This is a genomic window from Paenibacillus sp. FSL M7-1046, assembly GCF_038007405.1.
Lineage (GTDB): Bacteria > Bacillota > Bacilli > Paenibacillales > Paenibacillaceae > Paenibacillus_AQ.
Window position 1 is genome coordinate 2041341 of the sequence record NZ_JBBOXB010000001.1, and the last position, 13718, is coordinate 2055058.

The following is a 13718-nucleotide window of genomic DNA, read 5'->3' on the forward strand; positions in this document are numbered from 1 at the left end:
TGGAGAAAAACCGGGTGGAGCGATATCCCACCTCCCCCCGGTTTTCACTTTATTTGTTTATTTAGCCGAAAGCTCCTTAAGGCCCTGCTCCAGCTCTTGCTTCAGCTTATCTCCGCCCAGGGACATGTAATCCTTCATTTCCTGCTCGTAAATCGATTCAAATTGCTCCGGCTTAGCCATTGCCGTCTTTACAATAATCACGGCTAGTTTGTCATTGAGTGTAGTGCCGTATTGGGATTCCGCTTCAATCGGTTTGCCGAAGACGATCGGGCCGACCGTGTCGCTGTTGGCAATCGCAATCGATTGCTTCAGCATGTCTTGGTTGCGTTCCGGGAAGCCGCTTACCCATGCTTTTTCGTTAGTGGCCTGGTCGCCGATGTTTTTGCCGTTGGAGATAATGGCCATGTCACCGGCGTTGTAGATGCGGTCAACAAACTCCTGAGAGGCATCGGCTTTGACAACAGGAATGCCATCGACCAGATCATAGTTCTCTCCCTCAACGCCGCTGTACATATCAATCAGATTATTGCCGGAGGTCATCCAATCCAGGTATTTAACCGCTTCCACAGCACGCTCGCTGCTCTTCGGAATCATGATATACATACCATTGGAGGCATAGCGGGATTTAATATGCTTGTTGTCAACGTTGGCGTTGGTTAACACATCTACGGGAAGCACCTTGCTGCCTTCCACATTTTTGTAGAGATTATCCAGGGTACCATCGGCGTAGAACAAGACATCCACATCTTCCGACCAGTAGCCTATATTGCCGTTCTGGATGTCTTTGGCGAGCTGGGTTTTATTCTCGTCCAGACTGAAGTCCTTGCTGACCAGTCCTTCGTTGTAAAGCTTATTCAGAAATTGCAAAGCATCCTTGAAGCCGTCGTGAAGCGGCAGCTCATAACGTTGACTGTAGGTAAGATCGCCGTTGACCGGCTTCATGAAGGAATAGATCAGCGTTTCAAACTGGGCCGGAGCCAGCGCCATGCCCATAGGGATGTTTTTGCTGCCGAGACCGCCCGGGTCCTTCTCTTTAAACGCTTTCAAAGTAGTGTACAGCTCATCGGTCGTCTTTGGCACAGGCAAGCCCAGTTTATCGAGCCAATCCTGGCGGATGTAGGAGCTGTAGCGGCCCGTGATCGCCCGTTTGCCCGGGATTGCGTATTGCTGTCCTTCAAGCTGGCCGAATGCCAGCGTATCCTCACCAATAAACTTCTTCAGGTTCGGACCATGTTCATCGAGCAGCGCTCCGACATCCGTCAGACCGCCCTGCTGGGCGTAGCGGTAAAATACACTGGAATCATACGTAAACACGATATCGGGCACATCGGTATTGCTCGCCATCAACACATTCAGCTTCGTAACTTCCTCAGAGCGCTGAACCGGTACAAATTCGACATCAATGTTATTCGGATCACCGAACTTTTCCTGCACCAGCTTAGTTAAATAGTTGTTGGTGATCGTATGCGGTGCCGGGCTGTTGCCGCGGTCAAATACCTCCACCTTGAGGGTGACCCGCTTGGCGCTGTCCCCTTCTGCTTTCGCTCCCCCGTTTGCCGTGTTGTTTTTAGAGTCGGAGGAGCATCCGGCCAGCAGAGTTACCCCCATTACCGCAGTCAATCCGATGCCGATTGCTTTCTTCAGAACTCTTTGGTTTACGTTCACTGTCATTGTTCCATCTCCTTCGCCTTTGCAGGCTTTAATGGTGACTTTATGATCCCCGAGCCTTCAACCTATCCGTCCCTAAGCGGAATCCATCTGAGGTGCTGCTTGGCCGCTTGTTGTTCCGGGATGCCCCCAGTATTCCATAACTTTCGGCGCTCTGACAATAAACCTGTTTCGGATATTCCCCTTGCCGCAAATTCGGACTTCCGGTTTATCGGACCAACCATTTTCGTATGATAAACCGCTTTCAAAAGTCTAAAAATAAAGACCGCATCCGTGTTTGCATGCTCCTGACGGAGGTTTGCGAGCAGGAATGCGGCCCAACTACCAAGAATGAATTCAACGTTTCACCTTCTGTACCGACAAGCAGCGCCTGTCTCTGGACGCGCCTTGAACAAAAACATCTGGCCTCAAGTTCTGGAAGCTCCGCGGCCGCGCTTCAAAGAGCGGTAATCGCCCGGCGTGATTCCGGCAACCCGCTTAAATACCCTTCCGAATGTAATAGCATTCGCGTAGCCCACCTGGAGCGCGATATCCTGCAGCGAATATTCCGTCTCCAGCAGCAGCTGTTCAGCTTCCTTCATCCGCAGCTCCGTAACGAAATCAACAAATTTCATTTTAAATTCCGTTTTGAACAGATAGCTGGCATATTTGCCGGATACCTGAAACCGGTCGCTTAAATGCTTCAGCGAAAGATCGGGATTGGCAAAGTTCTCTTCAATATAATTCTTCATCTCGTTGACCATAGCCCGGTAGCTTTTGGTCTCGCTGACAGAGACATAGGTGCGGAACAAATCGGTCAAATATTCAAACAGAATGCTCTTCACTTCATCAATAGATTCGGCCTCTTCCAGCCCCTTCAAGCGTATCGAAGTATTCTCTGCCGACAGCTCGTCCTGCAGCTGCTCCGACATCACGGCCACTTCCCGGCTCAGCATCTGGAGCATAGCCTGAATTAGCGAGCGGATATCGTCGTCCTGCAGAAAATCCTGTTCAAACGCTTCAAAAATCCGCTCCAGCTGCTCCCGCCATTGGCCGCTCGACATCCGGAACTGCTTGACAAATTCGGCAATCATCTGCAGATATTTATACGTTTCAAGCAGCGGCTGGCGGGCTTCCCCGCATTCCGCCAAAGCGATGTCTTCGTGCATCAGCAGCTTGTGCTGCATTACATATTCAGCCGCTGCATAAGACTCCCGAATCGAGCCGGGACCGGCTGCAGCCGGTCCGATGCCAAAGCTGAGTAAGATACGCAAATTCTGTTCTACCCAGGAGCGGCAATCCTCGGCGAATATGCGGATTTTCCCGGTCATCTCTTCATCGCTTCCGGTAGCCAGGAAAAGAATCGCTGCCCGCTGCGTTCCGATCCACTCCGCCCAGCCTTGAAGCTCCGCACTTCGCGCCAATTCCTGAAAAACATTCATCAGGGCAAACTTGAGCGTGTTCTGGTCCCCCCTTGTATAGCGGTCCTCAAATACCTGCTCATAGCGGTTAATTTCGCTGAGCACAACCGTAAAGCGCGATGAGGAGTGGGCGCCGGTGAGCGGCGACAGCTCCTCCATCCGCTGAATGACATTGTCCAGCCGCTCGCTGTTCAGCAGATCGGTGAACAGCTTGCTGCGCTGCAGCAGCAGATTCTCCCTGCTTTTTTTATCATAATCCGTCATGTTGTTGATCAGATCCTCCAGCACCCCGTCAATGAGCATCATTTCGTCAGGCCTGTCGGTCGATTGGTCCATCCTCCGGATCTGATGGCCTTCAATCCGGTTCATAATCACCTGAATCGGTTTATAATTGCGCCGGGTAACATAGACCAGGTACAAAATCGCACATACCACCGTTCCAACGGCAATCGCCACCCAGAGATAGGAAATCACAGAAACCCAGCTGAACAGGTTTCCTGCCTTGATTCCGCTGGAGAACGTCCAGCCGAGCCTCTCCAGATAGAGCGTGTTCAAGAGCTTGCCGCTAGCGGCACCTTCGCTGTCCGAATGAGCCTGGTACACGGGCTGTCCATCGCTGCCAAAAATGGTCAGGAAGGAGAGCTGTTCGTTGACCATGCTGTCGACAAGCTGCTCAATCCCGCTCATTTTGATATTGATGACCAGCACCCCCTCCGAGCCGAAGGGAAGAGGCATCGCTTTATTGATAGTAAGCACACGTATTGGCGTACGCTGAACGAACTCAACCTTATATTCCCTGACGGGCTGCCAGCCTTCCGGCAACGCGCCGGAGGTTATACGTCTGATCCAGTCTTCGTCTATAAATCCGGAAAGCTCCTTTAAACCGGTTTCTGTTAAAACGCTTTCATTTATCTTGTCGTATAGATAGATCGATTGAATGTAGGCAGATTCGTGTGTCAGGTTGCGGAGGCTCTGGGCAACAGCATAGATTGCCCCCGTGTCCGCCTGGCCTTGATTATTAAAATAACGCTTGTAAGCATCACTGCGTTCGACAGCCTCCAGTACCGACATTTGGACCTCTTTGATACTCCGGTCCACATTATCCATGAGATAGCTGGCAGAGATACGGTCCGCTTTCTTGGTTTCCATCCGGGAAATGTCATTGATAAACACAAACGAGGCAAAAATCAGGATCGTCACGGTAAGCAAAAAGATAGGAAAATAGGATAGCAGCAATCGGCGATACCAGGTACGGAACAATAGACAACCCCCTCCACAACCGTTAGGATACCAGAACGCAGTTCGGCCGCTCGTGCGCACGCAGCTCCGAACACTTGGGTGCGCTTTCATAGACGGAGTATCCGCCCGAATTGCTGCCATTATAGCACATGCGCCCAGGGCCCGGCCAACAAGGCAAATAATGGATTAGTCAAAGCCTTTTCTCCCATACTCTCTGCATCATGACCTTCCACAAATCAAGCTTACCGTGTGCCAACGCACCGACAGAAGTACAAACTCTCCTATGGAATGAAAAAGGCGGGGTGCGCACAGCCGCAGCTGCGCAACCCCGCATACACATCCGCCTGGGCAGCTGCCGAACATAGGCTTGCTGCTGTCCAAGCGGCTTACAAACCGCTGATTTCTCTAATGTAGCGGCGCGCCTTCATCGCATATTCCAGAGGATCAGCAAGCGCCGGGTCCTGCTCCGCCTCCACCACAAACCATCCCGTATAGGAGGACGCCGCCAATTCGGCAAAGATCTCAGCAAACGCGATGCACCCGTCGCCGGGGACAGTGAACGCTCCCGCCTTCACAGCCTGCAGGAAACTGAGCCGCTCCCGCAGGACACGCCGGGTAATTTCCGGGCGGATATCCTTCAAGTGCACATGTTTAATCCGCGGCAGATGGGCACGCAGCACCTCCAAGGGATTCTCGCCGGCAAAGGCCAGATGGCCGGTATCGAACAGCAGGGAGACCTCACTGGGTTCCGTGAGTTCCATCAGCCGGGCAATCTCGGCCCCCGTCTGCACCCCCGTCCCCATGTGATGGTGATATACAAGTGTCATATCCTTGTCTGCGGCCAGTCGGCCCAGCCCGCCCAGGCCTTCCGCGAGTGCCGCCCACTCCGCTTCCGTGAACACAGGCTTGCCAGCGAACAGCGGCGTTTCCATTTGCCCTTGAATGCTCCGCCCCTGCTCGGAAACGACAATCACTTTGGCTCCCATCTCATGCAGAAAATCACGGTGCGCGCAAAAGGATTCTGCGGTCTCCTCATAAGGGCGCACAGTCAGGTACGCACTGAACCAGGCGCTGGCAATCTGAAGTCCGCGAAGCTCCAGCGCCCGGTGCAGCCGGTCCGGAGAGCGCGGATACTTATTGCCCACCTCGCTTCCCTGATATCCGGCAAGCGCCATCTCGCTGATGCACTGCTCAAAGGTATTGTCCCGTCCCAGTTCAGGCATATCGTCATTGGTCCAGGCGATGGGAGCAATCGCAAGCCGGACCGCATGTTCTTTGAACATCATCGATTCTACCCCTTCCATTTTCACTAATAGCTCTGTCAATAGCTGCGCGCCTTATCCAGCTGTCCGAGCTTTTGCCCGTAAGCGGCCTGCACGGCTTCGCTGCCGGACACTTCCGGTACACCAACATGCCACCAGGCTCCATAGCCATGTGTCATTGTCTTGGGCAGTACTTTGATGTCGATCAGCGTGGAGCGCTCCTGCCCCCGGGCTGCGTCCAAAGCGCTGCGCAGCTGCCCGGCCGTCACGGCACGAAAGGTCTTGACCCCATAGCCCGCGGCGCTGGCCGCATAGTCGATGTGCATCAGTTCGCCACTCAGCTGGCCGTCCGGGCCGCGGTGGCGGAATTCAGTCGCCATGCTGTCCAATCCTTGTTCCATCTGCAGATTGTTGATACAGCCAAACCCCGCATTGTCGAGCAGGATGACATTGATCTTCTTATTCTCCTGAAGGCTGGTTACCAGTTCCGAATGCAGCATCTGATAGCTGCCGTCGCCGACCAGGGCGTATACCTCCCGCTCAGGTTCAGCCAATTTCACGCCAAGCGCCCCGGAAATTTCATATCCCATGCACGAAAAGCCGTATTCCATATGGTAAGTATCAGCCACCGCAGAATTCCACATCCGCTGCATGTCGCCCGGCAGGCTGCCTGCCGCTCCGACGACAATAGCGTCTTCCGGGAGATATTCATTGAGTATCCCAAGTACCTGTGTTTGCGTCAGCGAAGTATTCAGCTTTGCCGCATACTCGGGGAGCTTCTCATCCAGATGTCCGGCAATTTCCGGCACAAAAAAACCTGCCGGGCGGTCCGACTCCTCTTTCACAGCTCCCTCCTTCACGGAATACTCCACGCCAGCCAGACGCTTTCGCTCCTCTGCCCATGCCCTCTTTGCCTCTATGATCTCGTCCGTATAGGCAGAGTGGTAACCGCGTTTCTCCAACGCTACAGATAATGCTTTCAAACCTTCGGCAGCATCGCAGACTACGGCAAGCGCATCCAGCTTGGCGGCATGATAGGAAGAGGCGTTGATCGTCAGAAACTCCACCTCAGGATGAGCGAACAGGCTCTTCGAGCCTGTGGTGAAATCCGTGAACCGGGTGCCGACACCGATCACCAGATCCGCAGCTTGAGCCAGCGTATTGGCGCAGCCATTGCCGGTAACGCCTATGCCGCCGAGATTGTAGGCGCAGTCGCTTGCCACCGCACTTTTTCCGGCTTGCGTCTCACCGAACGGGATGGCAAATTTCTCCGCGAAAGCGCGCAAGTCTGCTCCGGCATCCCCATACCGGACTCCGCCTCCGCAGACCAGCAAAGGCCGCTGTTTACCGGCAATAAGCTCGGCTGCCGCTTCGATTTCATCCGGGCGGGCAAGACGGGGGGCGATCCTGTGGATACGCTTGCGGAAGAAATCAAGCGGATAGTCCCAGGCTTCTCCTTGTACATCCTGCGGCAGTGCGATCGTAACCGCCCCGGTGTCGGCTTGATCGGTCAGCACCCGCATGGCGTTCAGCAGTGCTGTCATCAGCTGCTCCGGCCGGTAAATCCGGTCCCAATATTTGCTCACCGCCTTGAAGGCATCATTGACTGTGATCGACAGATTGTAGGTATGCTCCATCTGCTGCAGCACCGGATCGGGTTGACGGGTGGAAAAGGTGTCGCCGGGCAGCAGCAGGACGGGAATCTGATTCGCCGTCGCCGTCGCGGCAGCCGTCAGCATATTGGCCGAACCCGGCCCAACGGAAGCGGTACAAGCCATAATCCGCCGCCTGCGGCTCTGCTTGGCGAATGCGGTCGCCGCATGGACCATTCCCTGCTCGTTCCTTCCCTGGTAGACCGTCAGTTCACCCGGTGATTCCTGCAGCGCCTGCCCCAAGCCGAGTACATTGCCGTGGCCGAAAACTGTGAATATGCCGTGTACGAACCGCTCCGGCCCGCCGCCAAAATCCACATATTGCTGATCCAAAAATTTCACCAGCGCCTGCGCCGTCGTTAATCTGATTCGTGTCACATGAATTTCCTCCTTTCGCCCTTTTGTTACTGCCAGCGGGCAGTGACGACTTTCTTGCGTGTGTAAAATTCAACCCCGTCGCTTCCGTTCGCATGGAGATCACCGTAGAAGGAATCCTTCCAGCCAGAGAAAGGGAAAAAGGCCATCGGTGCCGGCACCCCGACATTGACACCAAGCATGCCTGACTCGATATGCTCGCGGAAATAACGCACTTTCCCGCCGTCATTCGTAAAAATACAGGCCCCATTGGCAAAACGCGAGGCATTGGCGATTTCAACCGCCTCTTCCACATCCTTGACCCGGATTACCGACAGGACAGGCGCGAAGATTTCCTCCTGCCAGATTTTCATGGCCCTGGTCACCCCGTCAAACACCGTCGGGCCGATAAAATAACCCGGTCCTTGCACAGCAGCGTCTTCCCGGCCGTCCCTGAGCAAATTCGCCCCCTCAGCCATTCCCTGTTCAATATAGACGGCCGTTTTGTCCTTATGACTTTGGCGGATGACCGGTCCAAGAAACGTATCTTCGTCCAGTCCATTACCAATGGTCATCCGGTCGCATTCGCGCAGCAGGATCGAAATCAGCTCATCAGCGGCCTCTTCCTGCACCGTTACCACAGAGCAAGCCATACAGCGCTCCCCGGCAGAGCCGAAAGCTGCGTTAACAATTTGCGTTGCGGAAGCTTCGAGGTTCGCGTCTGCCAGCACGATAGAATGATTCTTCGCCCCAGCCAGTGCCTGAACCCGCTTCAAATGCGCTGTTCCCTTTTTGTAGACATACTCGGCCACCGGCTGTGAGCCGACAAAGGAAATCGCCTTGACATCGGGATGCTCCAGCAGGCCGTTCACCACCTCATGTGCACCGTTTACCACATTGAGTACGCCCTTCGGCAGTCCGGCTTCCTCCAGCAGTTCGGCCAGACGCGCCGCCAGCAGCGGCGTGCGTTCGGAGGGCTTCAGCACAAAGGTGTTCCCACAGGCAATGGCCAGCGGGAACATCCAGCAGGGCACCATCATCGGAAAATTAAACGGAGTGATGCCGCCGACCACACCGATAGGATAGCGGTACATGCCGGACTCGATGCCTGTCGCGATATCCGGCAGCTGCCGGCCCATCATCAGCGTTGGCGCACCAGCCGCAAACTCCACACACTCGATACCGCGCTGCACCTCGCCGTAGGCCTCTTTGAAGCTTTTTCCATTCTCCAGCGTAATGGTCTTAGCCAGTTCATCCCAATTCTCCACCAAAAGCTGCTGATATTTGAATAAGATCCGCGCTCTACGCGGCACCGGCGTTTTGGACCAGTCTGCAAAAGCCGCTTTTGCCGCTGCCACAGCCCGGTCAACATCGGCTCTGCCGGAAAGCGGAACTCTGGCCAGCTCCTCACCAGTGGCCGGATTATACACCGGCTCCGTCAGCTTCGTATCTGCCTCTACCCATTGCCCGTCAATATAGTTGTTCAGCACTTGCACGCTTTGCTGTGCCATCCTGCCCACTCCTTCGTCTCTAGTGATGTGTTCCTGCTAATGTATTGCTGCATAGCTGTGCGGTCTGAGTTTAGTTTGTGTTCTCAAGCTTCTGCTGTTCTGCTTACTCTGCACCTGCAGTGATTTCCTCGTTAGATAATAAGAACGCTTCCAATTCATCCAAGGTTGGCATCGCGTCTGAGCAGCTATGCCGTGAGATGACGATCGAGGCTGAGGCGCTGCCGCGGCGCATGGCCTCGCTGACGCTTTCGCCGCGCATCAGACTGTGGATGAAGGCCGAGGCATAAGAATCTCCGGCTCCGAACGTCTTCAGCACCTTGGCAGGAAAAATGCCGCTCCGGTGCGTCTGCCCGTCTGCTGTGTAGGAGATGGAGCCGCTCCCGCCATGTTTGATGACGACCAGCTTCGCTTGATGCGAGAACCAGCGGCTGGCCGTTGCCTCATCGTCTGCGCCTGTCACATTGTACAAGCTCTCCATCATATTGAATTCCTCGCGGGTACCGATGATGCAGTCGCATTTCTCTGCGGCCAGATTATAGTAGACAGCCGTTTCTGCCGCCGATTTCCAGGTGTAAGGGCGGTAATCCAGATCAAAAAATACGGTGACGTTATGCTTGCGGGCAAATTCCAGCGCCAGAAACACCGCCTCACGGGAGGGGCTCTGCGCCAGTGCGGTGCCTGAGATCAACAGCGCTTTGGACTTCCCGATATATTCTTCCGAAATCTCCTCTGTGTTCAGCAGCAAATCCGCTGCATGGTCCCGGTACATAAGAATGCTGCATTCCTGGGGGCTTTTGATTTCTGTAAAAGCAAGCCCTGTCACCGCACCGGTCCGGTCAACCGTCACCTGGCTGTCGTCAATGCCATTGTTCTGCAGATAGGTCCGGATGAAACGGCCCATTTGGTCATCGGCAATTTTGCCGATGAAACCGGTGCGCATCCCTAACCGCGCCGTACCGATCACGATATTAGCAGGAGAGCCTCCGACATATTTGGTAAAGGTCATTGTCTCTTCCATAGGTCTTCCGGTTTCATTGGCGTTCAAATCAATACAGAGCCGGCCGACGGCGATTAAATCCAGCAGCCGTGCGGGATCAAACTGTAAACCGTTCATAGTGACGCCTCCTTGAAAAAACTTCAGAGAAAAGAATGAATAAGAAAGATGGAGTAAAATGGATGGGACGAACAGGGATCAATTAAAAATCATTAAAAACAAACATAATCATCAGGGGAGGGTAAGCGCTTAACCTAATTTTCTCCTTTAGTATAGTTTAGAAGCTCCGGTTTGGCAATCCTGAATTTGAAAGCGATACCATACTCCAAGCCTATGGGCCGCTAAAGAAGCGAAAAAAACAAAGTGGGAACCCCGAAAACATACAAAAAAAGACCTCTCCTCCGCCGCAAAGCAGGGGGACAGGTCTTCAAATAGGATTGGGCTTTACTCCGGTTGCAGTTTCTATTTCTACTTAATGCGGGGCCGGACCCGTGGAATGACGGACAACGAGTTCCGGCATCAGCATGATCTTGCGCTTGGGACTCTCCGGATTGCCGATGGATTCGTTCAGCAGAATCATGGCCTGCTCCGTCATCTCGCGCAGGGGCTGGGCGATGCTGGTCAAGGAGGGATGACAAATCTCAGCCAGCATTGTATTGTCAAAGCCCACTACAGACAGATCGCGGGGAATGGACAAGCCTGCGCCGCGTGCCTCCTTCAATACCCCGATCGCCAGCAGATCGTTGCAGGCAAATATCGCTGTCGGCCGGTGCTCTGCCGCCTGGTCCAGCATCGCTGCTGCCGCTTTGCGGCCATTCTCCAGTGTGGCCGAAGTATGTGTCATATTGGCCGGATTGTCGAAGGGAATACCTGCCGCCTTCAACGCATCAAGGAAGCCTTCCGCGCGCAGCTTGCTCCCCGGCAAATTGTCGGAGATGATGCCCAGCCTGCGATGTCCCAGGGACAGCAAATATTCCGTCGCCTGATAGCCTCCCTTATAGTCATCCACCGTGACACTGTTGCTCTCCATCATCCGGATATCGGCCGAGAACAGCACGAATGGCACATGATCGGCCAGCAGACGGCGGATCAGATCGGGATTTCCGGGATGAGAAGCGATGATCAGGCCATCCACCCGTTTGCGCAGGAGCAGTGAGATATATCTGGCCGCCTTCTCATCGCTGCGGTCCGTACTGCACACAATTAAGTCGCTCCCCTGTTCCTGGGCATAATCCTCAATGCCGCGGGCTGTCTCGGCAAAAAAGGGATTGGCGATATCGGGAATCATCAGCCCGATCGTTCCCGTCCGGCGGCTCGTCAGCGCAGAGGCCACCAGGCTCGGCTGGTAATTCAGCTCCTCCATGATCCGGTGGACCTTCTCCCGTGTCTTATCGCTGATCCGCCCGCTCTTGTTCAATACCTTGGACACCGTAGCGATTGAGACTCCCGCTTCCCGTGCCACATCATATATCGTAGGTTTCATCGTTAGTTAGCCCGCCTTTACGTTCATGCCATCTTATACCTCGATTATAGGGAACTAGGCTGACAGTGTCTATTCAGCAGTGCCGGAGACTTGAGGGCAGCAGCTGAGTTTAAAGCCAGGATAACCGCACAAGAGGAGGCCTCCGCCATGCGGAAGCCTCCTCTTGTGCCTGCCTTTTATTCTCTCTCGTCCGGTTTTTGCTGCTGCTTCCCGAACAGCCATTCATGCTCCGGATCGTTGTGAAAAACCCATGTGCGGACCGGACCCGCCATTACGTTGAGATAATAAGAATCATAGCCCGGCGGTGCGGATACCGGGTGATAGCCCTCCGGAACCAGCACGATGCTGCGGTCGGGCACGGCCATGGTCTCATCAAGGCTGCGGTCGTCGTTGTACACACGCTGCATTACAAAGCCATGGGCGGGATTCACCCGGTGATAGTAGGTCTCCTCCAGGTAGGACTCCGCCGGCAGATTATCCCGGTCATGTCTGTGCGGGGGATAGCTGGACCAGTTGCCTCCGCCCGTGCGCACCTCGACGACCAGCAGGCTCTCGGCCTCGCTCTGCTCAGGCAGGATGTTGACTACCCGGCGCGACATACTCCCATAGCCGCGGTCCTCGGCCACAGTATCGGACGGGGCGATCAGCCGCGGCGCATATTTGCCCGTCCCCGGCGCAAGACAAGCGGCCAGCTCCAGCTCCGTCAAGGCTGTAACTTCATAATGCCCTCCTGCCGGAACATACACCGCATACGGCGGCAAATCCTCAAACACAGACATACGCCCGCCGATACCGGCGAACAACTGGCCGTCTACCCTTACATCCGCCTTGCCCGCCAGCAGCACCAGGCAGATTTCGTTCCCTTCCGCGCTGCGGTTCAGCGTATCTCCAGCCTGCAGCTGAAACACTTCAAACCCTACGTATTTCCATCCGGCGCTTTCTTTGCTCACTGCCGCCACCAGCCCATCCTTGCCGGGTGCTCCGGCCTTAATGATTAGTTCGGACATCCTCACCGTCCTCCTCTCTCTTTTAAAAATATGCATGCGCTTACAAAGCCTGTATCACCGATATTCCCTCTCCGGCACACGCAGACAGCTTGACCGGAAGCCCGGTCCGGTGCGATTCCATGGCGGCCTCGGCAATCCGCTCAGCCTGCTGCCCGTCCAGACCGCAGCAGATGAGCGGCTCCTGCAGGGTGATCGCCTGTGCAAATGCGGCAACCTCATCGATGAAGGCCTGGTTGTACCGCTCCAGGAAGAAATGCTGCGGCTGATCGCGGGTGACCGAAGCCGCAGTGGATACCTCCACTGTGGTCGGGCGGCAGTTGTCGGCGGTGGCCGAGCCCTGCGAACCAAACACCTCCACCCGCTGATCATAGCCATAGACAGCCTTCCGGCTGTTATCTACGACGCAGATCGCGCCACTGGCAAAGGTCAAGGTGATGACAGCCGTGTCTACATCTCCGCAGCGCCCGAACATCGGATCGACCAGATTGGCCCCCCGGGTATACACTTCGGCTACTTCCTCGCCCATCAGGTAGCGGGCCATATCAAAGTCGTGAATTGTCATATCCATAAACATTCCGCCGGACGAACGCACATAAGCCTCGCCGGGAGGCTGCGGATCACGCGAGGTGATCTTCACAATATGCGGAATGCCCAGTTCTCCTGACTGGACCAGCTGCTTGAGCTTGCGGAAGCTGGGGTCCATACGGCGGTTGAAGCCGACCTGAAGCAGAACGCCTTCTTCCTCTGCAATTTGCAGTGCCCGGCTGGTCTGCGCCGACGACAGGCTGATCGGCTTCTCACAGAAAATATGCTTCCCGGCGCGGGCTGCCTGCTCAATCCAGCTTGCGTGGGTATCCGTCGGTGTGCAAATAAACACCGCCTCGATCTCAGGGTCATTCAGAATAGCTTCCCCATTTACAAATACGGAGCCAAGGCTCCGGCTCTCCGCCCAGGCCAGCAATTCCTCGCTCACCACAGCCTCGGCGATTGATTTCAGCTTAAACGACGGCATTACGCGCAGATTATCCGCATGCAGGCGGCCGATTCTGCCCGCCCCGATAATGCCTACTACGATTGGATTTACCATGTTCGCTTATCCTCCTTTGAGGTAAGCGCTTAACCATCCCGAGAACAGTATACTCCAAGCA

Annotated in this window: 9 protein-coding genes; all 9 read right to left on the reverse strand. The window is 54.9% G+C overall.

Going from position 1 to position 13718, the window contains the following annotated elements; translation table 11 throughout:
* Nucleotides 1–57: 57 nt before the first annotated feature.
* The 9 genes from NYE29_RS08720 to iolG all read right to left on the reverse strand — a co-directional run bounded on the left by NYE29_RS08720 (nt 58) and on the right by iolG (nt 13657).
* Nucleotides 58–1671 (reverse strand): extracellular solute-binding protein, encoded by a 1614-nt coding sequence (locus NYE29_RS08720; RefSeq protein ID WP_340895438.1) that lies wholly within the window; start codon nt 1669–1671, stop codon nt 58–60.
* Nucleotides 1672–2075: 404 nt separating this feature from the next.
* The gene (locus tag NYE29_RS08725; RefSeq protein ID WP_340895440.1) at nt 2076–4328 is read right to left on the reverse strand and encodes a helix-turn-helix domain-containing protein; all 2253 of its coding nucleotides are present in this window, start codon (nt 4326–4328) and stop codon (nt 2076–2078) included.
* 365 nt (nt 4329–4693) lie between these two features.
* Entirely contained in the window at nt 4694–5590 is an 897-nt protein-coding gene (gene iolE / locus NYE29_RS08730; protein WP_340899651.1) for a myo-inosose-2 dehydratase, read from the reverse strand.
* Between the two features lie 38 nt (nt 5591–5628).
* Nucleotides 5629–7599 carry a 3D-(3,5/4)-trihydroxycyclohexane-1,2-dione acylhydrolase (decyclizing) gene (gene iolD, locus NYE29_RS08735; protein ID WP_340895443.1) on the reverse strand — a complete coding sequence of 657 codons (1971 nt, stop codon included), beginning with the start codon at nt 7597–7599 and terminating at the stop codon, nt 5629–5631.
* 26 nt (nt 7600–7625) lie between these two features.
* On the reverse strand, nt 7626–9086 hold the full coding sequence (locus NYE29_RS08740) for a CoA-acylating methylmalonate-semialdehyde dehydrogenase (protein ID WP_340895445.1): 1461 nt from the start codon (nt 9084–9086) through the stop codon (nt 7626–7628).
* 103 nt (nt 9087–9189) lie between these two features.
* Entirely contained in the window at nt 9190–10200 is a 1011-nt protein-coding gene (gene iolC, locus NYE29_RS08745) for a 5-dehydro-2-deoxygluconokinase (protein WP_340895446.1), read from the reverse strand.
* 352 nt (nt 10201–10552) lie between these two features.
* A complete protein-coding gene (locus tag NYE29_RS08750; RefSeq protein ID WP_340895447.1) occupies nt 10553–11563 on the reverse strand; it encodes a LacI family DNA-binding transcriptional regulator in 1011 nt (336 codons plus the stop codon).
* A 176-nt stretch (nt 11564–11739) separates the two neighbouring features.
* Nucleotides 11740–12570 carry a 5-deoxy-glucuronate isomerase gene (iolB, locus tag NYE29_RS08755; RefSeq protein ID WP_340895449.1) on the reverse strand — a complete coding sequence of 277 codons (831 nt, stop codon included), beginning with the start codon at nt 12568–12570 and terminating at the stop codon, nt 11740–11742.
* Between the two features lie 40 nt (nt 12571–12610).
* Nucleotides 12611–13657 carry an inositol 2-dehydrogenase gene (iolG, locus tag NYE29_RS08760; protein ID WP_340895451.1) on the reverse strand — a complete coding sequence of 349 codons (1047 nt, stop codon included), beginning with the start codon at nt 13655–13657 and terminating at the stop codon, nt 12611–12613.
* Nucleotides 13658–13718 lie beyond the last annotated feature (61 nt).

What these genes read in the sequence shown, in the direction of transcription:
- NYE29_RS08750 (WP_340895447.1), bottom strand. Translation starts at nt 11,563, where the DNA reads ATGAAACCTACGATATATGATGTGGCACGGGAAGCGGGAGTCTCAATC.
- iolE (WP_340899651.1), bottom strand. Translation starts at nt 5,590, where the DNA reads ATGTTCAAAGAACATGCGGTCCGGCTTGCGATTGCTCCCATCGCCTGG.
- iolG (WP_340895451.1), bottom strand. Translation starts at nt 13,657, where the DNA reads ATGGTAAATCCAATCGTAGTAGGCATTATCGGGGCGGGCAGAATCGGC.
- NYE29_RS08720 (WP_340895438.1), bottom strand. Translation starts at nt 1,671, where the DNA reads ATGACAGTGAACGTAAACCAAAGAGTTCTGAAGAAAGCAATCGGCATC.
- iolC (WP_340895446.1), bottom strand. Translation starts at nt 10,200, where the DNA reads ATGAACGGTTTACAGTTTGATCCCGCACGGCTGCTGGATTTAATCGCC.
- iolB (WP_340895449.1), bottom strand. Translation starts at nt 12,570, where the DNA reads ATGTCCGAACTAATCATTAAGGCCGGAGCACCCGGCAAGGATGGGCTG.
- NYE29_RS08740 (WP_340895445.1), bottom strand. Translation starts at nt 9,086, where the DNA reads ATGGCACAGCAAAGCGTGCAAGTGCTGAACAACTATATTGACGGGCAA.